Source organism: Motiliproteus sp. MSK22-1, assembly GCF_001968815.1.
Classification (GTDB): domain Bacteria; phylum Pseudomonadota; class Gammaproteobacteria; order Pseudomonadales; family Balneatricaceae; genus Motiliproteus.
In genome coordinates this window covers 157,313-183,518 of the sequence record NZ_MIEQ01000024.1, presented here as the reverse complement: position 1 = coordinate 183,518, position 26,206 = coordinate 157,313, and the positions used below count along the sequence as shown (strand labels likewise).

The following is a 26,206-nucleotide window of genomic DNA, read 5'->3' as shown; positions in this document are numbered from 1 at the left end:
CGCAGTGCATCACCAGCAAGAAATCAATCGGACTTGGCAGGTAAAGTGCTGGGCCATATGCGGATGTTGCAGAAAAAGCCAAAGAGAGTGGCGAAGTACTTCGAGCATCCGGCTATCCGCTACGCATCGTAAACGTATTAGCCCACCGGGTTAATAGAAGCGGTCTAGAATTAGCGAACCAAAGGGGTAAGTAGACAGAACAAACTGAACGTAAACCCGGTCAATAAGCATTTTAAATTCCAAGTATTCCCTATTCGGCAAGGGCAGTACTTGAAAAGCTGCTTTTTAGGAATCTAAATTAGCATGGAGAATTCTATCTAATGATAGAAGTAAAAAACCAACAGGGAAAACCTGTCGATTGGTGGTTTATTTATAAAACCCCGGAGCATACAGGAAGCGAGACTAACGAAGGGTTCGACTTCTTATACTTTGATCCGGATGTTGGAGCATTGGAACTATCACCAACGGGGCTAGACAAAAGCAACCAGGCATTGAGTCATACTCTGAAAGGAATTTTTAATGCCCCGGAAAGTACGGGCTATCTTGTTTACAATGACGAGCACGTTGACCAGGAAGCAAACAAGTCCGGAAAGGGGCACTGCAAAGGTATTCTGGCCTTTGATAAGAGCAGTGATTCAGCGCTTCTTCTACTGCACTCAACCCCACGCTTTCCCGCCAACAAGGAATTCACTCTTCCTGACGACGAAAAAATCTACGGCCAGACATTTATCTGTATTTCCTTACCCGATTACCAAACGGCCAATCAAATCGCCCGGCAGATGCTAAGCCAACAGAACCCACAAATTCTGACGGAAAGCTCACGTCTTCCCTCTTCCTTACAGGATGAAGAGCCCCTTTCATTGTTATTCCATGGTGCTGAGGAGAGTGAATCAACGAAACCATCGACCTTGAAGTTTAAGTCCAAAGGCGGAAAAGCCTTCTCTCTCATCGCAAAGAGCCGAAAATGGGGAGAAGATTTTTGGTTGGATCTGGTGTCTCCCGAACTGAAGTGCGACCTCGTCGTTGAGACTTGGAGAAGGGGCAAGGTGACGCCCTTAAAAGATGATCGCTCCAGTAGCTACGATGAAGATATCCTCACCCTGGATTTTAAGTTAGCTCCTGACCTAAGCTATCAATGGCACTACACCAAGGATCATGCGAAATGGGCGGTCGCCCTGAAAAACAACGTAAATACGTTACCCTGGGTCTGTATTGCCGATATTAATCGAATGGTTTCTCAGGAAAAGCGCGGCGGTGCAAGCCTGTGCTTTCAGGACAGCCAGTTATGGCAAGCATTGAGAAACGCCGAAGAGCAGCTACATAAGCCAAACCCCACCGTCTCCTGTTAAGGTGAAATCCGGTGTGCAGAATAATATCTGTTGATGCCATTCTACACACTGGCCCTACTGAATGACGCCTAAGGAACCTTCGAATAAGTCCATTATGTTCGCAAGTTCCACAACAAACAGCGGTCGTTAAATAAAGACCGGTAACAGGCTCAGATCCTAAGCATTGTTACTTTCTTTAGGAAAAGACTTGTCGTACGGCGGCGTTAAGGTTGGAGCTGTCTTTCGTGGTTCAGATGCCTGGAAAACCCGTTCAAAGGTAGGCGCTATATCCATACGATCGCCAAGACCCCACAATGGTTTTGGAACCCCGAACCATTCCAGCAGGGTGGCAGCAAACGAGGTGGAGTCAAAGGGAACATCTCCTTCAGCTCTGAATACAGACTGTTCCTTAATCCAGGGAGAGACCATTATCGTCGGAACCCTTGGTCCCATCAGGTCGTAGGCAAAGCCGTTATTCAGATCATTAGGCCAGGGTTTTTTAGCATAGGGTGGTGACACATGGTCGTAGATACCATTATTTTTATCAAAGGTGACAACCAGTAATGTCTCATCCCAACCCGGGCCATTTTTTATGGCCTCATAAATCTCATTAAGAGCCGTTTCTGCTGGCACCAGATCGCCGCCAGGATGATATGAGGTGGCACCAGCAGGAGCAATCCAGGCTGGTTCAAGATAGCTGAAAGCTGGCAGATTGCCGTCCAGAGCATCTTTCTTGAATTGTTCAATATCAGCCATAAACTCAGTTGGATTGGCATCTACGGTGGGAATTTGCCCTTTGAGATAAAGCTGATAAGTGAAGATATAGTCTTCCCAAAGTACTGAATTATAAATTTTCCAATCGGTAATTCCCTGACTCCAGAGCACTTTCCAGATCGACTGACGATGAGGTGAATCTGGCCAGTACTTATAGGCATTACCTCCTTCCCAGGTGCCAAGCTTGTTAAAGGCAGAGCCGGTAACGGAAAAAGCGCGATTAACATCGGTGCCCCCCGGAATAGAGCAAAACCAGCGATCGGAGATTCCGAAATGGCGAGCAAGACCATTTAGCACTGGTAACTGCTCAGGACTGAAGGTTTCCATCACCTGAGGATTGGCATTGTTGAGAATAAATCCTCCCATGTCCGGCTTGGCACGTCCCCAATAACCGGGAGGTTCCGCAAACATTTGCTGTAAATTATCCGTTGTATCGTGGAAGGGGTCCTGATCAAGCGCAATAAGATTCCACTGATCACTAAGCTTACCGTCTTTGAACTGGCTGACATGAACCTTACGGTCCCTATCGAAGTTAAAATTCTCAAAGCTTGCCCCGTCAAAGGGCTCTTGCGAGCCTATGTAATGACAGTCTCTATCCCCCTTTTCGTACAGCCAGCCACAGACGTTATCAAATGAGCGACTTTCCACCATGTAATAGACGACATGCCTGATCTTTGAGCGCATAAAGTCAGTACTACCAGGCCTGTCTGCCTGTTGCTTTTGCACAGGGATACGAGGTTGATAGCCTGTCAGCTTGGTATCAGTGCCGATGCCAGCCGGTAGCTTACCTTCCCGAATAGGATCAATCAGTACATCAGCATGGTTGGGGTCAAACCTCCAGAGCCGATAAGTCCCCTCTTCAGGATTCCAGTCCAGTATATGATCGCCAATAGCGGTTAATTCATGCCGCTCGTCGATCTCATCCCAGTAACCTTCCTGCACAGCGGGGAGCGATAGAGCAGGATGCAGTTGCGGATCGAAGCTCCACAATCGAAAACGTTTCCGGTCTGGCAGCCTATCCAGGACGTAGTTACCAATAGGAATCAGAGTATGACCTTCCTTGATAAGCGGGAAACCACCCTGCCCGGTATAGGGATACGGGATTGGATCAGCATTACCTGGCAAGTTGGGCTGCGGATCAAAATTCCAGAGTTCGTAGGTCCCACGGCCCTTTGCTGGGATCATATTCAGGACAAAACTGGACATCGGAATAAGGTCCAGATTCTGGCCTTCATCAGGGTTGCTGCTGTAATAATCCCGATAGCCCCAGAATTTTTTCTTTTCCCAGTAACCGCTCTGAAGAATCTTACCATTCAAGGGATCGGGTGAATTCGGATTGAAAGTCAAGAGATTGAAATGGTAGCTGGGTTTACCATCCTGTTCGCACAGCGGGCTCCACTGTAGAAGGTAGCCTCCCACCTGAGCTATTTGATAGGAGTGGTCAAAGGATGCATCCGCACTCAACGGAAGCAAACTGAACAGCTCCTCAGCATCAGGATCAAACCGGTAAAGACAATAGGAATCATCATGTTGATTCCGGCTGATTAAAAAATCGTAGGATGATGTTTTCTGAAAATTCGATCTCATAAAGCCACTCATCTTTTATAGTATTAAGGGCCTGACCAGGACTGGCTGTTTCTTATCAGTTAAACCCTGTAGTTAGGTGATATATGGTTGCTATATAAGGTGCTGCCCCACAAAAAAAGTCCGAGAGAAACCATGGCTTTATAACAAGTTAGCGTTTTAAGTGCACGACCTATTTATTACCGGGTTCCAGCAAGAGATAGTCACCATAATGACGATAATCGGCAGAAAAAAAAACCAGAAGCTTAACTCAATAGAGAAAAGCTTCTATCGGCTGTTGTTGATGGCAAACAGGTTGATGAGAATACGTTGATTACATAATCTCAGAGAGAAGATCAGGGTTCTTAACTAAATTTCTTACACCGTGAGCATGATCTTCGTTAAATGTGTTGCCTTCACACCACTTGCCGACTGAGACAATGTTCGCTTTAGCAACTTTGGGTCGAACACTCCATGAAACCTGGAGCGGAGATCCTTCTTCGTTATAGCCCGGTCCCGTGGTTGAGCCATTGTACTGAACGGGATTGCCCGTGTTATCAGGAATATTCAACGCCTGATGTAAACCGTTTTTCTTGGCATGTTTGGTCAGCTCAGCAAAATCGAGAGCATTCTTATCGTTTACCAACACATAAACCTGTGTCTCAACACGTAGCTGAGGGTTTATGATTGAATCACTCAGACATGAGTTTAACGTTGGGCCTGGTTCTATCTGAGCAGTAGAATGTACGTAGTGCACCTCAATCGTATCACCAGGATAGAGATTACCGTGTTTACTCGGACAAATATCATGGTCAACTGAAGCCATTTCTGCTTTGCTCAATTTACCGGAATACTTATAGCCGCTTTGGTAGCCATGTCCATCACCATTCCCGGCATAAGCAGTGAACTCACCACCTTTATGCTCCGCATTCTTGTGGAAATGAATATTACACAGATTCATTTGAGTATAGGCGGGAGCAGCGTTGAATAGCCGGTTGTTGTTACCGTCTTTTAAATCTATATCACGTGGAGACTGGGGGCCGAAACCTTTCCCCTTGGTATTATTTGCAAGCGCCATACGTTGTTTTGCAATAACGCTATCAGCAACAGGCTCATGACCCTCATGGTGCTTTTGAGTATTATCCTTTGCAAAAACAGGCGCCGCCAGTAGTGCAGATGTCGCGATAGTAATAGCTGTAGTAATAATTGTTTTTTTCATAATTAATTTAATCCCTGTGATAAGGCCCGCGAACAAGCCCCTTAGGTTCGCACAGAACCTAACAATCTTATTTGCAAACATCCTAATGAAAATTACCGCAGTGAAAACCTAACATGATGCAGGGGATAAGGGAATTGGATTCCTGCAACGGTAGGCGATAAGCGTGAAAATGAATCTGGTGACGCTTTTCCTGACGGTGCTTTGTTAAATGAACAGATTGAACTCTTTTGGAATTCTAAAAAGATATTTAGGATAAATTGATATTATCAAAATACATCTTCCATGAAATGCTTAACGCGAAACCAAAACACAGGCGTAAAGCAATGGAACTCTTCAAAGCACTTAACATGAACTCGCTAGAGCTGAATAACCGAGTTGTCCTGGCACCCATGACCCGATCTCGAACCCAACAACCGGGAGACGTGCCAACGGAGCTCAATGCCACCTACTATGCTCAACGAGCTACAGCAGGACTGCAGATTACCGAGGCGACTCAGATCTCAGAGCAAGGCAAGGGCTACGCCCTGACTCCAGGCATACACTCTGCGGATCAGATCAAAGGATGGCAAAAAGTTACCAAAGCAGTCCACCAACATGAGGGTAAGATTTTTCTGCAACTTTGGCACGTGGGCCGGGTCTCACACCCATCCTTGCAACAGGATAACCAGCAACCCGTAGCCCCGTCTGCAATAAAACCCAGCGGCACTCAGGTTTACATTATTGATCAATTCGGTAAGCCCGAATTTATTGACTGTGAGACTCCAAGAGCACTTGAAACGGATGAAATCGATGGCGTCATTCAAGACTTTGTTAGAGCGGCAGAAAATGCAATCAGCGCAGGCTTTGACGGGGTTGAAATTCATGGAGCCAACGGCTATCTGATCGATCAGTTTCTGCGCACAAACAGCAATATACGCACTGACCAATACGGGGGATCAATCGAAAACAGAGTCCGTTTTCTAACGGAAGTCTCTACTGCCGTTGCCAATAAAATTGGCCCACACCGGGTAGGAGTTCGTTTATCTCCTTACGTGACTTTTAAGGATATGGCCTGCCCCGAAATTATACCTACGATTCTTCTGGCGGCTAAACAACTGAATGCTCTGGATATCGCATACCTGCATTTATCAGAAGCAGATTGGGATGATGCCCCAACCATACCGGATTCCTTCCGAAAGCAGTTTCGTGAAGCCTTTAGCGGCGCAATAATCGTGGCGGGACGTTATGACCGTGAGCGGGCAGAAAACATACTCAAGCAGGGTTATGCTGATCTGGTTGCCTTCGGTCGTCCGTTCGTTGCAAACCCGGATTTGCCCAATCGCCTAAAACATCAATTACCACTGGCTGACTTTAATCCGGAAACTTTGTTTGGCGGTGGTAAAGAAGGCTATACCGACTACCTGCCAATGAATCACGAATAGTTCGTCAAATCGGCAGCAGAAAATATAAAAATAACAGGAGTCGAAAGTGAATATCGAAAAAGCAACTAGGAAAGTTATCAGTATTTTACCGATAGCAATCGCTGTTGGATGCATGACCTTTATCACTGCCTGGATTTGCGCCTATATGGACTGGACAATCTGGTTGGCGTTCCTTAGCTGGGCTTTGTACTTTTTACACGGTGGCAGCTCTAAGGAAGGGTTCGGGGCTCTGGCGGCGTTCATTTACGGTATAGCGCTGGCACAGGGTGCACTTTTGTATATTGAATGGCTGCCCGGCTATTTTACAGCTGAGTGGCTATCCCAATATATCGTGCCATCCTCAGTCTTTCTGGTCGCCGCTGTGATTACATTAACAATGCGACTTGAGAACAGTTGGGCCTCCTTTATACCCGCGGTGTATATAGGCACTGTTTTCAGGTTTGCATTCATTGATTTGGGCATGGCCCATCAGCATCTGGACAGTATTGTTACTGACTTGCTCTTCCCCATTATATTTGGCCTGGCAATAGGTTGGTGTACGGTTTCTTTACTCGTATGGCTGGACCGAATGGGCCTTTCTCAATGGCATGTCCGCTGGGAAATTGAATAACTGAAGACAAGGGAACCTATAAGCAAGTCCATTCGGCTTCTGGCTTTCAGACCGGTTAGAGAACACAATGGACTTATTCACGGGTTCCCAACCTCGTCGTTGAAATACCACGAATCTTTTAGCCACTCGAACCTTTTTTAACTCTTTAACCCCTTCGCCTTGTTCAGTGAACGATCAACCTCTTTAAGCCAGTTAACCAGAAAATCACTGAAAGCTCTTACTCGATGTGTCATATGGCTGCCAGAGGGTAGTAATAGTTGCAAATCAACACTCTTTGGACAGTAGTCAACAAGCAAGGGGGTAAGCCGGCCATTAATTACGTCATCAACCACATCCCAGGCTGATTTCAGCGCAATTCCTTTTCCAGCCACTGCCCAGTGCCTGAGCAACTCGGCATCACTGGAATCTCGATCTCCCGACACGCGTACACTCTGTTGTAAATCATTGATGGTAAACGACCATTGGTCAAAACAATTCCCCTCATTCGAAAGAACCATACAGTTATGGCTTTCCAGTTCCCAGGGAGTTCTGGGTTCCCCCATACGAGCCAGGTAATCTGGCGAAGCTACCGGTATCCGCCGGTTTGTTGCAATCCGCCGAAGCCTGAGGGAGCTGTCCTGCAACCGTCCATACCTTATCGCAATATCAACACCCTTTTCAGTCAGATCAACGACATCGTCGGTGAGCCACAAAGAAATACGCAGAGATGGATTCTCGTTAAGAAAACACTCCACTGCCGGTGCGATGTGAGTGTGCCCTAAATCAAGCGGTGCAGAAACTCTTAGAGAGCCAGAAACGCCCCTTTCGGTACAGGAAACCTCATCAGCAAAGTCATCGACTTCTGCCAGCACTCGGTTAGCAAGTTCAAAAAGGCGTGATCCAGAACTGGTAATCTTCTGTTTTCTGGTTGTCCGGTTTATTAACTGGGTACTCATCGACTGTTCCAGGGCAGCAAGACGATTCGAGATTGTCGCTGTCGAAAGACCAAGCTCATGGGCTGCTGCCGTCATCGACCCCAGCTCCACAATACGTTTGAACAGCCTTAAGTCAGATATGCGGTCAATCATTACTTAGTACCGAAGGTGTTGCACTGATTTGACCAACGCTTCTGCAAGTGCGGTCCTGAGACACTAACCAATCCAGAAATTCTCCTTTCACCCCATGCCGTCCTGCATGACTTGGCCAAACCGCATAGTAACTCTTACCAGTATACAAGCGAAGTTCATCGCCGAAAGGAGCCATTTATCAACCATCCGCAAGGAAAGCATTTACCATCAATGTGCGTCCCATAACTATACTCTGACCGGATAATCCAGCATTTACAGCATAATCATCACAAATCCAGTTTACTCAGTTATCTTTCATCGCTCTCTGATATCGACGGTACAATGCTACAGCAAGAGCTATTCCAAATACCGCCAGGCCTGAAATGAGATACAGCAGATCCACATACTGCTCAGCCCACCTGAAGGATGGACTTACCAGGAACGTAGCGCCCACCACATATACAGTTAATGTTGCTGTACGATAAGCACCGGAACGTACTCCAAGTATGGCGCCAAAGAAAGCTAAAACTGAAAGAAAAATAGCCGGAGTAAAAGGTGCAATACTTAGGACATAGGCAGTTATCGCCACTATCAGGCTAACCCTGCTGACCAAAACACCTATTGATTTGCAGCTCACAGGAACAGGCCTACTCCAGCTCAGATACTATTTTTTTGATTTTGATGGCTTTTTCAAAATGGTCCAGTGTATGGGTCATAATCCACCATTCAGCGACTTCCATCAGAAGCTCAGGGTTATCTTTATACCTTCAGGATGCAACCTTAGGCAAAAAAGAGATATCAACGTGATACTTTTTGGGATTACTTCTTTCAATTAAAACCGTTAGTTCTTCAACATTGATATGATTTGTCGGATCAAACCAGATATTTTCACTCTCAAATATATGTATCTCTGATGTTGCCGGGTTTTTCCATTGGGCACAGATTTTATAGGGACTACGACCGTTAACTCTGACAGACCTGTTTCGATCAACACTGATAAACTTCGCTTTGATCGGCACCCCGGTCTTTTGCAGCTGCTCAATTTTATGTTTATGTCGTCTTTTAAATAAAAGTATTGAAAGTCCGACTAGAAAGAACACTGCCCCCATCCCCCCTAAAATAACGGCACCACCCCAGAGGGAAAAGAATCCATTTATTTTGGCATTTTCAGGGGATGACTCATGAAACAAGACTTCAACCGTCTCGCCCGTAGAGTAACTTGGCGGATTGCTCCCTGCTGATGAGGTAAATTCAACGGCTGAACCGCCCCGGGTTATAAACCTGACAACAGGCCGATAGGTCGTAGAGTCCGTTGACCTTGAGCGAATCAGCTCAACAACGGTACCCTCCGTTGTTAAAGCATCTTTTAAGAATTCATTTGTACTCTGATACAAGAAGAATGCCCCAACCAACATACCAAGGCCAATCAGGGTGAAAACATACTTTATTATTGAAACAGCTTTCATACCAACTCCTTAAAGAAAGCTGCGAAAAGTCCATTATGTTCCGAGCAAGCCTTGCGGCAAAGGAACAATGGACCTGTTCGTAGATTCCCTCACTATCATCCATTTATTTATTGAATCATACGCTAGCTATAATCCATCTAAAGTAATTATAAATCAACAATCTAGCTAAGCATCATCGTCTATGTTCCGCTAACCGGACTTTCTCAGGGGTTATCTCAGCCAGATAAAGCTGCCAACTGTTCCCGGATAACCACAGCTAGAATTCTGGCTGCTGAGGTCATGTCATCCTGACCAATACAACTGAACCCCAGCAATAAACCAGGCGGCCGGGATTCCTTAACACAATAGATAGACAAGGGCTGTACATCCACACCCTTTTGAGCCGCCGCCGCTGATACCTTTTTATCATCCAGACATTCCGGGAGCCATGCCATCAAGTGCATCCCGGAGTCTGTTGCTTCAGGACGCAACAAATCCCCGAGCTCAGCTGCCAGTACTTCCAACAGAGACTGCTGCCGCTCAGCATAGAGGTTCCTCATTCGACGGATATGTTGAGTAAAATGGCCTTCATCGATAAAGTCGCTTAACACGGCCTGAGGTAACGTTGGCGCCGCGCGATCAAGCACTCCGTTTACTGCCGTGAATGTATTGATTAGAGCTTTGGGAACCACGACATAGGCAAGCCTTAATGAAGGAAACAATACCTTACTGAAAGTCCCCACATAGATCACTTGCTGGTAAGGATCAATCCCCTGCATGGCAGCCAGCGGACGACCCACAAATCGAAACTCACTGTCGTAGTCATCCTCAATAAGCCACGAACCCGCTTTGTTGGCAAAGTCCAACAGGTCAAGCCGTCGGGACAAACTGGTTGTAGTGCCCAGCGGGTGCTGGTGAGAAGGAGTCACCATAATCAATTTGGGACTTGTTTCGCGCCTTACGCCCTCCTGTATACTTATCCCCTCTTCATCCACCGGAACCGGAACCAGCTTTGCACCTGCGCCAAATAACGCATCGCGGCCAGAAATGTGTCCCGGATCTTCAACCCAGGCAGGTTCGCCTGGATCTAACAAGGCCCAGGTCGATAAACAAAAAGCCTGCTGAGCACCGCTAACCACCAGAACTTGTTCAGGACTACAGTGGACTCCTCGGGCATCCCTCAGATAGTCAGCGATGGACTGACGTAACGGGTAGTATCCGGCTGAATCTCCATAGCAAAGTAACTCTCGCTGGGCCCGGCGACAGTGTCTGCTATATATTTTATTCCACACCTTAATGGGGAATCGATCAAGTGCGGGAATACTGCCGTCAAATGCGCGGGGCACCTGATGATCAATCTTGGGACTCGCACTCAACCGTTGACTGCGCCTGGACAGTGTGCAGTTGTTCTGTATCACACCTTGTTCTTGATTATTACTCGGCCGCCTCGGTTGTTGATCATTAGAACGTATAGGCTTTACAAAACTGCCCGAGCCGACGGAGGCTTCCAGGTATCCTTCAGAAATGAGTTGCTCATAAGTATTTTGGACCGTTAAGCGTGAAATACTTAACTCACGCGCCAACTCTCTTGTAGATGGAAGCCGACTCCCGGGGACCAACTCTTCTTTGAGAATGGCTTGTCGAATCTGAGAACCAAGCTGGCGAAACTTTGGCACATTAGATTCAGCATCCAAATTGATCATTGCCAACAGGGCACCCCGGGATTGCTTCGACATACATATGGCCTCTTCAGTCGGGTAAATCAGTTAAGGTGCTGTAAAAATTGGACTTACTATACTGACAAATATGGCTGTAAAGCCAGAACCAAAAAAGAGCTAGTATTCTTAACTGCTATCTGAAGAATGCTCAAAGCGAGTACTTTCGACAATTCTGTAACATAGAATAAAATCTCACTGGAGGTAGCGTGCTAATAGCGCAAATTACAGATCTGCACGTAGGACGGGTCATAGAAACGACATCCGGACCTATCGATTTACTCGACCGATTGGTAGATGCGGTGAATGAAATTAATCACTCAGAGAATCTACCAACAATCGTTATGGTAACTGGAGATATTTCTAACCACGGCCACCCAGATGATTATCTTCGAGCCAAAAAGGTACTGGACACACTAACGATGCCCTACTACATCGTGCCCGGTAATCACGATCACCGGCAACAGTTACGGAAGATTTTTGCGGAACATCAGTATTTACAAACCAACAGCCCTTTTCTTAACTACACCCTTGAGCAGTATTCCATGCGTATCATTGCGCTGGATAGCCTTAATCCAGGTACTCATACAGGCCTTTTGTGCGATGAACGTTTGAAGTGGGTGGACGAACAATTAGCTCAACAACCCGAGATCCCTGCACTGGTCTTTCTTCACCATCCACCCAATAAAATTGGCAGCCCCTATGTAGATCGGATGATGTGCACAAACGGCGAAACGCTTGGAAAAATAATAGAACAGCACCCACAAGTTAAGGGAGTCGCCTGTGGGCACGTTCATCGGGATGTGGTGATTAGCTGGCACAGAACTGTACTTTTTATAACGGGCAGCAGCGCGTTTTCTTATGATCTGATGCTTAAGGATGTTGATGACCTGGACCCGGTATTCGAACCTTCGGTCTATCGGCTGTTCAATTGGCAGGAAGAAACCGGCCTGATCTCCCACCTCTGTTTTATCGGACATCACCCCCGAGGCCTGAGTGAAGGAGTCCCGTTACCGCCGAGTTAGTGAAAACCTGTGTCGCAGGACTTTATTTCAACCATTCAGTAAAGGTTCTACAATGGACACCATCTGGAATCTTTATCTAGGAGCCTATAATGAATTCAATGGAACAGATCTTAAAGTTCATTGTAGAAATAGAAAAACTCAAAGATGTTGAGCGAAAAACCCGCCCTGTGGGCCTTGATCGCTATGAAAACTCTGCTGAACATAGCTGGCATGTTTGCCTTTCAGCATTGATGCTCAAGGACTATGCCAATCAAGAGATCAATATTGACCGCGTTATAAAAATGCTGCTGATACACGACCTGGGCGAGATAGATGCCGGAGATACAATTATCTACGCAAGTGAAACTAAGGAGCTAAAATCCCAGGAAGCTGATGGTCTTAAGCGAATTCTAGACATACTTCCTAAAGGTGAATCAGAAGAATATATGGCCCTCTGGTACGAATTCGAAGCCGGTGAAACGGCAGATGCGAAGTATGCCAAAGCCATCGACAGAGTCCCTCCTCTATTGCATAACCTGCATGGGAACGGGCATAGCTGGAAGGAGAACAATATCTCCAAAGAAATGGTTCTTTCTGTTAACAAGCGCATAGCCAAGGGCAGCGAAGCACTTTGGGATTCACTGGAACAAAAACTAGAACAAGCAGTTGAAAATGGAATCCTTAAATAGAGACATTCTCTCAAATATTTCAGATATCGACGGGAAAGAGGTGCAGAGGATAAAGCCAATCGGGGTTCAGCAGTAGAGCGTTGAGATTACCGCAAACTGGAAAAAACGTCTTCGATTAATTCATTAACCTGTTCAGTTTCATCATTAGCCAGCGCATAGGCCCGAATCCCCATCAATTGCATTTGCAAAAAACGCGCTAATCGTCTCGGATCTTTTGAGCTATCAAGCTCTCCACATGCACTAGCCTGATCAAGTAAAACTGCAAATCCATCCTCAACGATGCCTAATAGCTGCTTTGCTTCAATCTGCAGATCCGCATTCTCATCAGTGAGTTCAGAGATTGTCTTAACCAGCATACACATACCGCCCGATGAAGGTTCACGGCAATCAATAACAGCCAGGTTAAAGAAGGTTCTCAGTGCTTCGAGTGGTGATGAAGAGGCCTCAATACAAGCCTCTAATCGTGCAGCACTGGCATTGGCATAACACTTCAGTACCTCTTTGAATAACCCCTCTTTACTTCCAAAACTGGCGTAAATACTGCCGGGCCGCATATCAACAAAATCTTGAAGATTGCGCATAGAAGTTGCGTGGAAACCTTTTTCCCAGAAAAGGTCGGTGGCCTTTTGAATTACCTCCTGACGGTTGTGCTTTGCAGTTTTAACCATAGAGCACTCTCAAAAACTCAATTTGAACGATCGCTCAATTTTATCTTGAACGATCGTTCAGGTCCAGTTAGGATAGTCTTTTTGAACGATCGTTCAATCAGAGAGAAGCCGTTTAACAGGCAGGGAAAACTCTAATGATAATAACCGTTGGATGGTCTCCAGCCCCCTTGAGAGACCATCGGAAAAAAGCAGCCGGTTTAAAAATCACCGGAATTTAAAGAGATTCGGAGCAATATTTGATCTGCGGGGAGCTGAACCGGATTGGACTAAGTAACAAACTCGGGAGAAGAACGATTTATCGGGATAATGTACCCCGCCTGGATTTGCCTTGGAGCAACAAGGGAAAACAGCTGTGCAAAGTGGGTGCTATCTGTGCATTTTAATGAGGAATGATGATGAACGACTACGTTACACCAAGCGTCTGGACATATGATAGCGAAAGCGGCGGTACCTGGGCAAAGACAAATCGTCCTGTTGCTGGAGCGACCCATGAAGTAACGCTACCTAAAGGAAATCACCCACTCCAACTGTATTCAATGGGCACGCCGAATGGTCAAAAAGTAACCATCATGCTTGAGGAGCTGTTGGCATTAAGCGAATCAGGTGCTGAATACGACGCTTACCTCATTCAGATTGGAGAAGGGGATCAGTTTTCTACAGGGTTTGTGGATATTAACCCAAACTCCAAAATTCCAGCGCTGCTCGACTGTTCAGGCGAAAAGCCTGTCAGGGTTTTTGAGTCAGGTGCCATTTTGCTGTATCTGGCAGAAAAATTTAACCACCTATTGCCAACACAACTGGCTGAGCGTACTGAAGCACTTAACTGGTTGTTTTGGTTGCAGGGATCAGCTCCATATCTGGGTGGTGGTTTTGGCCACTTCTACGCTTACGCGCCAGTAAAAATTGAATATGCAATTAACCGTTTTACTATGGAAGTAAAGCGTCAGCTGGACCTGCTGGATAAGCAACTGGCCTCAAATCGATTTATTGCAGGTAAGGAATACAGCATTGCGGATATTGCTATCTGGCCCTGGTATGGAAATCTGGTACTTGGAACCCTGTATGAAGCGGCTGAATTCCTGGATGCAAATAGCTACCAAAATGTCCTTCGCTGGGCTGAAGAAGTATTGCAACGTCCGGCAGTACAGCGCGGACGAATTGTGAATCGAAGCTGGGGAGAACCTTGGGAAATAGTTCAGGAGCGCCATACAGCAGCGGATATAGATAAAGTACTTCAATTAAAGCCTGAGTGCTAAAAAGTACCAACGGGTACAGGGATCAGCTCATATAGAGAGCAGGGAAATAGTCAAATTGTCAGTATAAACTGATGCCAACCCTATCCCTGCCCTTCCGTTAGAGGCCCTGTTTTAGCCGGTTATAAACTTGACTGTTTAGTCTGATTTATCCAGTGGTTGTTCTTGTTACCGGATTTAAAGCCCGATGACTATCAGCTATTGAGTCACAGCTACTGGAAATCCTGTCAGTCGAGTCCATACTCGACTTACTCGAAGGTGCCTTAGGCATTCTGCTGACACAGAACACTCCACCAACAATCATAACGGTGGCTGCCAGCTTCATAATACTTGGAACTTCATTAACGAGTAACCAGGCTAAAAAAACTCCAACCACAGCAGCAACTGAACCAATTTGACTGAGATAAACGGGCCCAGCCAATTTTTGCAACCGAAAGTAGAGGTTATAGAGAATGGCAAATATCAGGATTTGCGAGGCTAACAGCAGTGTCGCCCCGGGTGTCCAGACCTCAGGAGCCACATCTATATCAGCCGACAGAGTTACAATACTAACCGTTAACGCACCAAAAACCATCATTCCTGATGATAGCTGCCCGGAACCGGTCTGGTCAGGCCAGGAAAGGGTACGGTAGATATTTGCAACGCTGATAATAAACGGTGTGCTCATTGCAATAAAAATCCACTTATTGATCTGACCGCTAAAAATCCCTCCATCTGTAGCTAATACAACTGCCCCCAGTAAACCGATAACCACTCCGGCTATTCGCAGAACATTGGGTTTCTCCATCTTCAATATAAGAGAAAAACTGTAGGTTACCACCAGCGTAAAAGCGAAGCACAGCGCCATAAAACCTGCTCCCACGTGCTGGACTGCCCCATAGGTTATTAGGTTAGGCACAGCATATAAAAAACCGGATATCGTCATGTAGGCAATGACTGATCGAGACAGATTTAGTCGATTCTTTGCTAAAAACAGTGAAACTCCCTGAAGCAGCCCACCACCCAACATAGACCACAATAAAAGTGCAACAGGTGGCCAACCGTATAAGGGAGCCAGTTTGGGAAAAATAGTGGCGGTTCCAAGCAGCAACCCAACCATCAGCAGTAATATCAACGCCTGCCATTGTCTGCCAGCCTTTTTCGAAGCACTCGGCATTGGATTATTTGCTGTCAAAGCTCTAGCACTCATCAGGTTATCTCCGAGTAAAACAATACTGATCATCAAAACTTGATATTTATCTTAATGCAAAGATACTTTGTGTCAAGAATCATTTATAAAAGATATTTTTCAGTAAGATTGTCTGTTTCGAGATTCTTGGTTTAAAGGCTTGCTTTTTTAGGGTATTTTTCACTCAGAGGTTCGAACCAAGAGACCTGCTGACTCTGGGTGTCAGTCCGATCGGATTTTGATAGTCAGAGATTCTTATGTTGATGGAGAAAAAATGGACCGCGCACAAACCGCCGCCTCACAATGGGCGAAAGAAATCCCTGAATTGGACGTGCAGTCCATGTTGATTATTGGCCGACTGTCCGAGTTGGCTCATATTCTGATGAAGGATCATATGGCACCGAACTTTGCCGACCACGGCCTCAAGCCCGGTGAGTTCGACGTACTCGCCACGCTCCGCCGTGCCGGAGAGCCCTTTGCATTGATGCCGACAGAACTCTATAACTCAACAATGATAAGCTCTGGAGGTATGACAGCACGTTTGGATCGTTTACAAAAAGCAGGGTTGATTAACCGAAAGCCTCATTCAACGGACCGGCGGGCGATGATGGTGGTGCTATCCGACGAAGGAAAAGCCTTGATTGAAGAAATACTGCCTAAACATGTGGCCACTCAGAATAAAGCCCTTGAATGTCTCTCCCAAGAGGAGCAAAAAATGCTGAAGACGCTTTTAGGGAAAATGACAGAAGCACTCTCGAAGCCACAGTAAATCTGGCAATATAAACTGACTTTCAGCAACGAAACGACAATCTTTAAAACCTGATGGACTCTTGACTGAGGAGTATTCAGACAACTCTTAGATACCGGCTACAGGGGGGCTCCCCCCTGTAACTGGAAACTAACAACGATCAGAGTAACTTTTTCTCAGATAAGCTTTGCTGTGCGTTCCGTTTAAGCCCTCTTTTATACCCACAAAAATACTGGACTAACCGCTCAACGTGCGCGAAGTGTTTCCCGCTCGATCACTTCACCTTTCAGTATGATCTGACTGATACTGTTATAGGCTTCCACTGTTTCGAGAGGGTTTTTGTCTAACAGCAATAAGTTGGCAATTTTTCCTGATGAAACGGAGCCATAATCATCTTCCACGCCCATTACTCGTGCATTATTAATGGTGGCAGCTTGAAGAATAGCCCCCAGAGCAACACCCGCTTGTTGCATACCTCGTAATTCAAGGAAACTATTAAGTCCGGGTTGGTTCGCATAACTGGGATTACCAGGCGTATCGCTGGCTAACAGCAACGGATGGCCTTTATCCGTAAGGTATTTGATAACCCTTCTCCCCTGGCTGATAGGCCGTCGTTCAAATAAATTACGAATAATGTTATCAGGAAGATTATCTAAACCGTCATGACGCACTTCTTCACGAAACCACTGCGCATCTTCCGTCCGATACCAGGACAACAGTTCACCAGGAACCACCTTTTTCATCAATAAATCATCCAGTACAGTACGGTCAAACAAATCTCGAACACCCCCGACAACACGTGTGGTTGGCTGGAATGCGACTCCCTGTTCAACAACCTGATCAAGAAGATATCTTATATCTTCCGGTAAACCCGGGTTATTGGTGTACTGGTTCCAGTTCCACATACCATGGGCCAACACGTCAACCCCCAGGTCAATCGCTATTTTCTGCATGTCAACGGCATTAGCATGAGCATAAATCGGCAAACCTTCTCTTTCCGCCGCTGCCTGTATTCTCTGAAGCAATGCTGAAGATGGCATCGGCCAGTGGGATTGATCACCAAAACCATTCTCCACAAATACCTTGACACAACGACCACCGTCTTTCTTTATTCGTGTAATTGCGGCTTCAGGAGAATGCAGCGCTGGATCGTATCCAGCAGGCACCTGAGCAGAGGTTTCCGCTACAAAATATGGAAAGAAGTCCAGAGAGAATAACTCAGAAAAAACCAGTGGGTAGCCATTAACCGTTGGCACTGCACCACAATGGAAGACATCTGGATGCAGAGGTTGCTTCAGAGTCAGCTCTAAGCTTTCCGGCGAGGCAACTAAATCAAGAACCTGAGTGACTCCAAAGTATAAATAGCTTCTTGGTGCCTGCTTTGTGAAGGCTAGTTGCAGATCAGACTGCTTTGCCGAAGAGGTTAGATCAATGATGCCAATACCGGGAACCATCGAAAGATGAACATGGCTGTCAGTTAATCCCGGAATCAGAAATTTCCCGCTGCCGTTGATCCGTCTCACAGCTTCCAGGGGCGAAATATGATCAGCAACATTAATGATACGGTCATCCCGCAATAATACGTCTTGCTTATTCAGTGTCAGAGTATAAGGATTGATAACCGTAGCTTGCTCAATCAGTAAATCCTGAGCTGCAGCCAACGATTGCCACAAGACTAATGTAATGATCAAACTGAAAGATTTGACCTTCATAAGATGGCTCCATGCATTTATCTGAACCTTGAATAAAAATTGTCTTATCTTTGATCTGAAGCCATAAAAATGAGCAGCACTTCAGTGGCTTCTGGTTATGGGACCGATGACAAGCCCATTCGGTCTCTGGCTTTCAGAGCAACCAGAGACCGATTATCAAAAGTAATCTTAGTGCCGACCCCAACGACGGTATTTTAATTTACGTAATTTGTCGGCCATTTCCATACGTTGTTCAGGGGTTAAAAGTGCATGGAATTTAGCGGTTTCCGCGACAAACAACTCCACCTGTTCATTCAATGAATGATTAATTTCCTTCCAGGCCGCAAGACTCTTTTCTGAATCAAACGATTCAGCAGCAAAAATGTCTGCAATCTGTTCGACTCTTTCTGTCCGTTGGCTTTGAAGCTGGTCCCTTGCTATAAGCAGCACATCTCCCATGACCATTAACTGTGCGGTTTGCTCTTCATTCAGCTCATATCGATCTTCAATTTTTTCGATCATCCAGTGCATATGCCCGTCAGCAGAGCGGAAACAGAACGCGATAAACATGACAATAGCTGCAATGACGGCCAGAAATATCGACCAACCAATAAATCGTGCCAGCTTTGATCTTCTTCGACAGCTATGTTTTGTTCTGTGACAGTGAGAATCCGAATGGGAATGATCCCCTGGAGAGTGCTGATCTGGATCGTCCTTTACATCGGTTTTTTCATTATTATCAGCCATAACAAACCTCTATCTTTTAATGAAAACTGAAGTTACGAACTCCATGGTAGAAAAGAATTGATAAACAGAGTTTTCAGCCCTGTGTCGGTTTGTGACATTGTGTGACAATCTTTCAACGGTGAGTAAAACCTCCGCCATTCCCGCTATACTCAGAGCCTTGGTGAATACGTGCCAGATTGTGGATCTTTTAGGTTGTGAGTCAGAATCGCAATGAGACTGGTATAGAAAAGATTTAGTACGACGAACTGCGGACACAGAATAAACCGAGAGATTGAATGACAAAATTGCTGCTGATTGATGATGACCAAAAGCTGGGAGAGTTACTGAATCGCTATTTTCAACAATACGAGATTCAGCTGGTTCATTGCCTATCCCCGAGCAACGGGATACGAATGCTTCAACAAGAAGAATTCAATTTACTGCTGCTGGATGTGATGCTCCCCGAATTTAACGGTTTTGAAGCTTGCAAGAAAATTCGCCAAAGTTCTGACATTCCCATTATCATGCTAACCGCCCGCGGAGAATTAGCAGATAAGGTCGTAGGCCTGGAGCTGGGTGCTGACGACTATCTCCCTAAACCCTTTGAACCAAGAGAGTTAGTTGCGCGCATACAGACCATTTTACGCAGAGTCACCAGCACAGTTCGCAAACAGGATGTATTGATATTTGAAAAAATTCAAATCCACCCGACTTCACAGCAAGTAGAAGTTTCCGGAACACCCGTTGTGTTAACAACGCTGGAATATCGTCTACTGGAATTACTGGTGAGCCAACCCGGTAAAGTATTCAGTCGTGATGATATATTGAATGGTTTAAAAGGAGTGGACGCAGACCTGTACACTCGTGCTGTAGATACCCTGGTTAGTCGCCTGCGAGCAAAACTCAATCAATGCAGCTATGGCAGTTGTATAAAAACCGTCTGGGGCAGTGGTTATTGTCTGGTATCAATCGATGTTGACTAGATTTATCCAGTCGATTTTCACCCGTCTGCTGGCAATATTTGTTGCTGCCATCTTATTGATGGCGCTGCTTTTTGGGCTCGGCCATCTGATCTTTGACTCCAAGGAAACGGATAACAGCTATACCAAGCATTTAGCTGAATATCTGGATTACCTGATTAAGGATATCGGTGTCCCTCCTGACCTGACCAGAGCACGAGAAATCAGTAACAATCTTGCCATTGATATTCAAATTTCCAGTGAAAATCTGCAATGGAATACTCACCCGGATTTCGCAGCAGTGGAACAGTTCCACTATATAACCCTGGACGATGCCGACATTCAGGTCTCAACCCGTCGTGGACTGAAAATAGCCAAGATTGAAAAAAATGGCTATCAATACACCTTCGTAACCCCTGGGTTTAATTATCAGGACCTTCGCTCAAAACGCGGTTTATACTACCTGATCGTTATCATTGCCGTACTGTTTTTAATTTTTTATTCCGTCAGGCGCCTGTTCAGACCTATTAAACAGATTCGTGCCGGCGCTGCGCGAATCGGTGCAGGAGAGCTCGATTTTCGTATCGAATCAAAACGAACCGACGAGCTTGGTCAATTAACCCATGATATCAACAGGATGGCCTGTGATTTAGAGCAACTGTTAGAAGCGAAAAGACAGTTGCTGCTTGCCATCAGTCACGAGTTAAGGACACCATTAACCCGCTGTGGGGTCGCAGTCGAGATGATTGAGGATTCAGGGCTTCAAACCAGCATCAAAGAAGACCTGGACAGCATGAATGAATTAATTGGTACACTGATCGAGGCGGAGCGCTTAAATACACGTCACGTTGTATTACACAAAGAAACCCTAGAGCTGAATGACTGGATGACCGATTTGATTGATCAGAACTATCCAAAGCAACAAAGCCGAATCTGGTTGCTCCCGTCGCCAAACTCTATCCTGATTTCTGCTGATGTTGCAAGACTGAAACTACTGATAAAAAACCTGATCGATAATGCCCTGCGACATTCAGAGAAACAGCAGTCCATCGAAGTCCGACCAGGCCAATCTGATAGCCACAACCTGATCCAGATAATTGACCAGGGTGAAGGGATGTCCGACGCGGTACTTAAACAAGTAATGCAACCCTTATATCGAGCCGATGAGTCAAGACAGCGTAATACAGGAGGCTTTGGTCTGGGGCTCTATCTGTCATTACAAATAGCAAAAGCCCACCAAGGTAATCTGGAAATCCACAGTGAACTGAATCGGGGCACAACCGTTACAGTGTTACTGCCCAGAGACTAATCGTCAGCGACAATAGAATGGGAGCCCTTAGTGTATTTGCTGGCTCCCTAAGCAGCGCTCTCATGGAGTGCTCGGATAATTTCAAGAAAAAGATCTCTGGGGCGATTCGCTCTTCCATGGCTGCGAGTAATGGCAGCAATCCCCAGAGAATAATGCTTGGTATCCGGCATCAGAGCCTTCAGGGTTCCCGAAACCACATACTCCCGGACATACTTATCCGGCATAAATCCTATATAGGCACCAGACAGAATCATTGCCATACGGGCTTCATAAAAATAAGAGACCGCAGCTTTATCCATACCCGCCAATTGCTCACCCACCTCAGGAGAAGTCTGTACCCCTGCGTGAACAACTTTACTTTTTTGTACTCTCTGTTCAATATCCGCACCATCAGCGCATTGAAATAGTGGGTGACTGTTGCTGCAATAAAGATGACACTCATCCAAATACAAGGGAGTGTAATTCAAACCGTCAAATCGCCGATGGAAAGGAATGAAGCCAATATCTGCCTCATCATTAAGTACCATTCTTTCAATATCAGCCATTGCTTTAACATCCAGCAGTAATTTCACGTCTGGGGCTTCAATGGAAAATCTGGCGATCGCCTCAGGGATTGCTGATTGTGGGTCCATACAGATAGTGTCGCTGGCAATAATCTTCAATTCACCAGTCAATTCAACATGCAGAGCATTAACACCAGCACGGAAGGTTTCCAGAGAGGAAAAAAGCTCTTTCATCAGCTCATAAACGATAGCCCCCTCCTCTGTCAGCGAAAAGCCCGCTCGTCCTCGACGGCAAAGCTTCAAATTAAGCCGTTTTTCCAGATTGGCGATATGTATGCTGATGGTGGAACGACCTACATTCAGCTCCGTCTCTGCTGCGGCAAAACCTCCACATTCGACTACTATTTTGAATATTTTCAGGAGTCGGATTTCATAGTCTGCCACTTGCCCGAGCTTAACCGCCAGTTCCTTTTTCATAAGGCTCTCTTAATGTTTTACAACCATCAATGTAAACAACGACACAATACTATTTATCATACATTGCTTATCACAGATAGTAGCCTTATTAGCATCGCCGAATTTGCGCGACTTAAGCCACTGCTACGATTATCTGAGTGAAAAAACCTCAACACCTGGAATAGCGACAACCTAAAGGGCAGAACGATGACATTAACAATCAAAGATCAATCGCTGTTTAAACAACAAGCTTATATCAATGGAGAATGGGCAGACGCGTCCTCAGGGAATACGCTTTCGGTCACCAATCCAAGCACTCAGACACATATAGCTGAGGTTCCCGATATGGGAGCCAAAGAAACGACAACCGCCATTGATGCGGCCGCTAAAGCACTTCCGGCCTGGCAACGGTTAACAGCAAAAGAACGGGCCAGCATTCTGCGAAACTGGTACAACCTGATCATTGAAAATCAGCAAGATTTGGCTCGAATCATGACCAGCGAACAAGGAAAACCACTGGCTGAAGCTAAAGGCGAGGTAATCTACGGTGCCTCCTTTGTAGAATGGTTTGCTGAAGAAGCCAAAAGGATTTACGGAGATGTGATTCCGGCCCACGGCACAGATAAGCGACTGATCACAATAAAGCAACCCATCGGCGTTGTAGCAGCTATTACTCCCTGGAACTTTCCGATAGCCATGATCACCCGCAAAGTAGCTCCGGCATTAGCCGCCGGCTGCACAGTCGTCGTCAAGCCAGGAGAAGATACCCCGTTATCCGCCCTGGCACTGGCAGAACTGGCCGAACGAGCAGGCTTCCCAGCCGGTGTATTCAATATAGTGACTACTAAGGACTCAGCAACAGTAGGTAAGACCCTGTGTGATGACAACCGCGTGCGCAAACTCTCATTTACCGGTTCGACTCCCGTCGGCAAACTGTTGATGAAACAATGTGCTGATACGGTTAAAAAGGTTTCTCTGGAACTGGGTGGAAATGCTCCTTTTATTGTCTTTGATGATGCCGATCTGGATGCAGCAATCTCCGGCCTTATGGCATCCAAGTTTCGCAACGCTGGACAGACCTGTGTCTGCACCAACCGGATTCTGGTTCAGGACCAGATTCATGATCGCTTTGTCGAAAAATTAGCCGACGCTGTCAGCCAACTGAAGGTGGGAGATGGTTTTGACGACGGCGTAACCACCGGACCTCTGATCAATAACAAAGCCGTTAATAAGGTACAGAAGCTGGTCACTAATGCCATCGAAGAAGGCGCTACCCTTTATCAGAAAAACAATGAGGCGACTCCTTCTCAGGATAGCGCAACAGAACCAGGTGGTAACTTTTACGCTCCCGCCATTTTGACAGGAGTGACAGCTTCCATGGAGATTGCCAGTGAGGAGATCTTCGGGCCTGTAGCAACCGTCTTTCGCTTCAGCACCGAAGAGCAGGCTATTCAGATCGCCAACGACACTCCTTTTGGCCTGGCCGCATACTTCTACGCCAGAGACATTGGCCGTGTGTGGCGTGTCTCAGAGCAACTGGAGTATGGCATGGTAGGTATCAATGAAGGGATTATCTCCACAGAGCTAGCCCCTTTCGGTGGAGTTAAAGAATCCGGTATCGGTCGCGAGGGATCCAAGTACGGTATTGATGACTTTATTGAAATCAAATACCTGTGCATGGGAGGCATTAACTGAAAAGCTGATATCAGGGACCGGCTACCGGTAAAAAACAAAGCACAGGACCCCTTTAAACCGGGTTCGTTAAGCAAAGAGGCATACGTATGAATAACTCTTCTCTGCAACAGCGTAAAGATCAGGCCTTTGCCCGTGGGCAGGGTACCATGACCCATGCTTACATTGAGAAAGCTCGAAACGCCGAGCTATGGGATGTAGAAGGCAATCGCTATATCGATTTAGGGAGTGGTATTGCTGTCGTAAATACCGGTCATAACCACCCCAAAGTACAGGCTGCCGCCCAGTCACAATTAGAAAAATTCAGTCACACCTGTGTCATGGTAACCCCCTATGCCAGCGCGGTTGAACTGGCCGAAAAACTCAATGCTGCGGCTCCGGGAAATACACCTAAAAAAGCAATCTTTGTTACCACCGGTGCTGAAGCTGTGGAAAACTGCGTCAAAATTGCTCGCGCCCACACGGGACGCCCCGGAGTCATTGCCTTCAACGGCGGATTTCACGGCAGAACCAACCTGACCATGGGGCTGACCGGTAAAGTCACTCCTTACAAGGCAGGCTTCGGCCCCTTTCCCGGAGAGATTTTTCACGCGCCTTTTCCAAACAGCTATCACGGAATCTCAACAGAGGATTCATTACAGGCTTTGAATACCCTGTTCACCGTCGACATTGATCCCGCACGTGTTGCTGCAATAATTATCGAACCGGTTCAGGGCGAAGGTGGATTCTACCCGGCGCCACCAGAGTTTATGCAGGCATTACGGAAACTCTGCGACCAACATGGAATTTTACTGATCTGTGACGAAATCCAGACCGGCTTCGCACGTACCGGAAAAATGTTTGCCAGTGAATACGCTGGAATTGAACCAGACCTGATGACGATGGCCAAGGGAATTGCAGGAGGCTTTCCTATTGCGGCGGTGGTGGGCAAAGCGGAGATTATGGATGCGCCCTTACCAGGAGGCCTCGGTGGTACCTATGGCGGCTCACCCATCGGCTGTGCAGCAGCACTGGCTGTACTGGAAGTTATCGAAGAAGAGAACCTTTGCCAACGTGCCAATGAAATCGGTGAAAATATCCTATCTCACCTTAAGGCATTGCAGTCCAAATACCCGAGCAAGATCGGCGACATACGCAACCTGGGTGCCATGATCGCAATGGAACTGGTGCATGAAAGCGACGCCAACAAGCCAGACCCCGAGTTGACCAAAGCCATGGTAGCCGAAGCATCGCGAAATGGTTTGATTTTGCTTTCCTGCGGTATTCGCGGCAATGTCATCCGCTTTTTACCCGCCCTCACTATTTCCGATGCATTAATTGAAGAGAGTATGAAATTGCTCGAAAAAACAATGGATAATCTTATTTAGTCGTTTAACTGCAACGCTGCTTTAGACTCCAAAGACCGGTTTATCACCGGTCTCTTTATTTGATCCTGTCAATAACTCTGGATGATATTCAACAATATATCTCAGTCAGCTGGTTTGAACTCATCCCCATGACAGTTTTTATCAGCATACGTCTATAAGTAACCTTAACTTATCAGAGGGAGCAACTGCGTTATTGAAAGCAAAACAGAGCAAGACAATCAAAATGATGGTGGGGTATGGGCACTGACTATTCGGCAGATCTTTTTTGATCGATTCCGAAAGCGATGAGGAATCTTGGTAGAAAAAGTGTAACTATCACCTTCTTCAAGCACATAAACCTCCCCCCCTACCGTAATCTCTATCTTTCCCTCAATCACAGTACCAGCCTCTTCACCTTCGTGCTCCATTAATTCAGTGCCGGTATCAGCCCCTGGATCATAGGATTCAATCAAGAAGGCAAGCGTTCGTTTCTGATCAGGACTGCCGACCAACTTCCAGACCACGCCGTCGCCACCCATATCGATCAGTTCATCTGCCCGATAAACAACCTGATGTTTACCCTCAATATCGGCTGTGAAAAACTCTGTAACCGTCATGGGAATGCCACTGAGAATTTTTTTTAACGAAGCCACTGAAGGACTGACAGCATTGCGCTCAATCATAGAAATAGTACTATTGGTCAGCCCAACCCGCTTAGCCAGTTCTCGTTGAGAAAGCCCATAGATCTGACGGATTCTTTTAAGCCTATCCCCTACTTCCACAACGTTCTCCTAATTTAACAAACAGTGGTCGATAACTTCAAAACCGATACAACTCAACAACCTGTTTCTACTATTTGCAGACAGAGGCTTA

24 protein-coding genes and 1 pseudogene are annotated in these 26,206 nt (G+C 46.2%); 11 read left to right on the top strand and 14 right to left on the bottom strand.

The features are described 5' to 3' along the window. Positions 1–320: 320 nt before the first annotated feature. Entirely contained in the window at positions 321–1,349 is a 1,029-nt protein-coding gene (locus BGP75_RS05400; RefSeq protein ID WP_076716199.1) for a deoxyribonuclease II family protein, read from the top strand. Between the two features lie 156 nt (positions 1,350–1,505). Here the strand turns inward: BGP75_RS05400 and BGP75_RS05395 are convergent, their stop codons facing one another. Both BGP75_RS05395 and BGP75_RS05390 read right to left on the bottom strand, forming a co-directional pair. Beyond that, a complete protein-coding gene (locus BGP75_RS05395; protein ID WP_076716196.1) occupies positions 1,506–3,689 on the bottom strand; it encodes an alkaline phosphatase family protein in 2,184 nt (727 codons plus the stop codon). A gap of 310 nt (positions 3,690–3,999) precedes the next feature. Beyond that, positions 4,000–4,884 carry a delta-class carbonic anhydrase gene (locus tag BGP75_RS05390; protein ID WP_143820988.1) on the bottom strand — a complete coding sequence of 295 codons (885 nt, stop codon included), beginning with the start codon at positions 4,882–4,884 and terminating at the stop codon, positions 4,000–4,002. Positions 4,885–5,207: 323 nt separating this feature from the next. Here BGP75_RS05390 and BGP75_RS05385 point away from each other — a divergent pair, with 323 nt between their 5' ends. Together BGP75_RS05385 and BGP75_RS05380 are read left to right on the top strand one after the other, a co-directional pair. After that, positions 5,208–6,305: an alkene reductase gene (locus tag BGP75_RS05385; RefSeq protein WP_076716193.1), complete on the top strand. Its 1,098-nt coding sequence runs from the start codon at positions 5,208–5,210 to the stop codon at positions 6,303–6,305. A 46-nt stretch (positions 6,306–6,351) separates the two neighbouring features. Continuing rightward, positions 6,352–6,915 carry a DUF1097 domain-containing protein gene (locus BGP75_RS05380; RefSeq protein ID WP_076716190.1) on the top strand — a complete coding sequence of 188 codons (564 nt, stop codon included), beginning with the start codon at positions 6,352–6,354 and terminating at the stop codon, positions 6,913–6,915. 137 nt (positions 6,916–7,052) lie between these two features. On the opposite strand, the gene BGP75_RS05375 is transcribed toward BGP75_RS05380, so the two are convergent. The 6 genes and pseudogenes from BGP75_RS05375 to BGP75_RS05355 form a co-directional block, all read right to left on the bottom strand. Then, a complete protein-coding gene (locus BGP75_RS05375; protein ID WP_076716187.1) occupies positions 7,053–7,982 on the bottom strand; it encodes a LysR family transcriptional regulator in 930 nt (309 codons plus the stop codon). Then, on the bottom strand, positions 7,975–8,157 hold the full coding sequence (locus tag BGP75_RS05370; RefSeq protein ID WP_076716184.1) for a hypothetical protein: 183 nt from the start codon (positions 8,155–8,157) through the stop codon (positions 7,975–7,977). Before BGP75_RS05370 ends, BGP75_RS05375 begins: the two co-directional genes overlap by 8 nt. Before the next feature lie 108 nt (positions 8,158–8,265). Next, on the bottom strand, positions 8,266–8,598 hold the full coding sequence (locus BGP75_RS05365; RefSeq protein ID WP_076716181.1) for a hypothetical protein: 333 nt from the start codon (positions 8,596–8,598) through the stop codon (positions 8,266–8,268). A gap of 10 nt (positions 8,599–8,608) precedes the next feature. After that, positions 8,609–8,710 (bottom strand): annotated as a pseudogene (locus tag BGP75_RS27360) (DUF6500 family protein); the annotation flags it as partial. A gap of 18 nt (positions 8,711–8,728) precedes the next feature. Beyond that, positions 8,729–9,427, bottom strand: coding sequence for a DUF3592 domain-containing protein (locus BGP75_RS05360; protein ID WP_076716179.1), 699 nt, complete (start codon positions 9,425–9,427; stop codon positions 8,729–8,731). Positions 9,428–9,642: 215 nt separating this feature from the next. Beyond that, entirely contained in the window at positions 9,643–11,142 is a 1,500-nt protein-coding gene (locus tag BGP75_RS05355) for a PLP-dependent aminotransferase family protein (RefSeq protein WP_076716176.1), read from the bottom strand. 188 nt (positions 11,143–11,330) lie between these two features. Between BGP75_RS05355 and BGP75_RS05350 the strand changes: the two genes are divergently transcribed. Both BGP75_RS05350 and BGP75_RS05345 read left to right on the top strand, forming a co-directional pair. After that, positions 11,331–12,146 carry a phosphodiesterase gene (locus tag BGP75_RS05350; RefSeq protein ID WP_076716173.1) on the top strand — a complete coding sequence of 272 codons (816 nt, stop codon included), beginning with the start codon at positions 11,331–11,333 and terminating at the stop codon, positions 12,144–12,146. Between the two features lie 89 nt (positions 12,147–12,235). Next, positions 12,236–12,814: an HD domain-containing protein gene (locus tag BGP75_RS05345; protein WP_076716170.1), complete on the top strand. Its 579-nt coding sequence runs from the start codon at positions 12,236–12,238 to the stop codon at positions 12,812–12,814. 86 nt (positions 12,815–12,900) lie between these two features. On the opposite strand, the gene BGP75_RS05340 is transcribed toward BGP75_RS05345, so the two are convergent. After that, positions 12,901–13,482: a TetR/AcrR family transcriptional regulator gene (locus BGP75_RS05340; RefSeq protein ID WP_076716168.1), complete on the bottom strand. Its 582-nt coding sequence runs from the start codon at positions 13,480–13,482 to the stop codon at positions 12,901–12,903. Positions 13,483–13,871: 389 nt separating this feature from the next. Between BGP75_RS05340 and yghU the strand changes: the two genes are divergently transcribed. After that, positions 13,872–14,738 carry a glutathione-dependent disulfide-bond oxidoreductase gene (yghU, locus tag BGP75_RS05335; protein ID WP_369832103.1) on the top strand — a complete coding sequence of 289 codons (867 nt, stop codon included), beginning with the start codon at positions 13,872–13,874 and terminating at the stop codon, positions 14,736–14,738. A 145-nt stretch (positions 14,739–14,883) separates the two neighbouring features. Here yghU and BGP75_RS05330 read toward each other — a convergent pair whose 3' ends face one another. Continuing rightward, a complete protein-coding gene (locus BGP75_RS05330) occupies positions 14,884–15,924 on the bottom strand; it encodes a DMT family transporter (protein ID WP_158070066.1) in 1,041 nt (346 codons plus the stop codon). Between the two features lie 253 nt (positions 15,925–16,177). On the opposite strand from BGP75_RS05330, the gene BGP75_RS05325 reads away from it, so the two are divergent. After that, on the top strand, positions 16,178–16,672 hold the full coding sequence (locus tag BGP75_RS05325) for a MarR family winged helix-turn-helix transcriptional regulator (RefSeq protein ID WP_076716160.1): 495 nt from the start codon (positions 16,178–16,180) through the stop codon (positions 16,670–16,672). A gap of 224 nt (positions 16,673–16,896) precedes the next feature. Here BGP75_RS05325 and BGP75_RS05320 read toward each other — a convergent pair whose 3' ends face one another. Next, positions 16,897–18,363 (bottom strand): amidohydrolase family protein, encoded by a 1,467-nt coding sequence (locus BGP75_RS05320; RefSeq protein ID WP_083704637.1) that lies wholly within the window; start codon positions 18,361–18,363, stop codon positions 16,897–16,899. Between the two features lie 168 nt (positions 18,364–18,531). Continuing rightward, positions 18,532–19,089 (bottom strand): Spy/CpxP family protein refolding chaperone, encoded by a 558-nt coding sequence (locus BGP75_RS05315; RefSeq protein WP_076716158.1) that lies wholly within the window; start codon positions 19,087–19,089, stop codon positions 18,532–18,534. Positions 19,090–19,364: 275 nt separating this feature from the next. Here BGP75_RS05315 and BGP75_RS05310 point away from each other — a divergent pair, with 275 nt between their 5' ends. Together BGP75_RS05310 and BGP75_RS05305 are read left to right on the top strand one after the other, a co-directional pair. Continuing rightward, on the top strand, positions 19,365–20,051 hold the full coding sequence (locus tag BGP75_RS05310) for a response regulator transcription factor (RefSeq protein WP_076716155.1): 687 nt from the start codon (positions 19,365–19,367) through the stop codon (positions 20,049–20,051). After that, positions 20,041–21,336: a cell wall metabolism sensor histidine kinase WalK gene (locus BGP75_RS05305; RefSeq protein WP_076716153.1), complete on the top strand. Its 1,296-nt coding sequence runs from the start codon at positions 20,041–20,043 to the stop codon at positions 21,334–21,336. Before BGP75_RS05310 ends, BGP75_RS05305 begins: the two co-directional genes overlap by 11 nt. Positions 21,337–21,383: 47 nt before the next feature. Here the strand turns inward: BGP75_RS05305 and BGP75_RS05300 are convergent, their stop codons facing one another. Continuing rightward, the gene (locus tag BGP75_RS05300; protein WP_076716150.1) at positions 21,384–22,316 is read right to left on the bottom strand and encodes a LysR family transcriptional regulator; all 933 of its coding nucleotides are present in this window, start codon (positions 22,314–22,316) and stop codon (positions 21,384–21,386) included. A 186-nt stretch (positions 22,317–22,502) separates the two neighbouring features. Between BGP75_RS05300 and BGP75_RS05295 the strand changes: the two genes are divergently transcribed. Both BGP75_RS05295 and gabT read left to right on the top strand, forming a co-directional pair. Next, positions 22,503–23,990 carry an NAD-dependent succinate-semialdehyde dehydrogenase gene (locus BGP75_RS05295; RefSeq protein WP_076716148.1) on the top strand — a complete coding sequence of 496 codons (1,488 nt, stop codon included), beginning with the start codon at positions 22,503–22,505 and terminating at the stop codon, positions 23,988–23,990. 86 nt (positions 23,991–24,076) lie between these two features. Further along, positions 24,077–25,354: a 4-aminobutyrate--2-oxoglutarate transaminase gene (gene gabT / locus BGP75_RS05290; RefSeq protein ID WP_076716145.1), complete on the top strand. Its 1,278-nt coding sequence runs from the start codon at positions 24,077–24,079 to the stop codon at positions 25,352–25,354. Between the two features lie 218 nt (positions 25,355–25,572). Here gabT and BGP75_RS05285 read toward each other — a convergent pair whose 3' ends face one another. Further along, positions 25,573–26,115, bottom strand: a complete 543-nt coding sequence (locus BGP75_RS05285; RefSeq protein WP_076716142.1) for a cupin domain-containing protein — start codon at positions 26,113–26,115, stop codon at positions 25,573–25,575. Between the last annotated feature and the right edge of the window lie 91 nt (positions 26,116–26,206).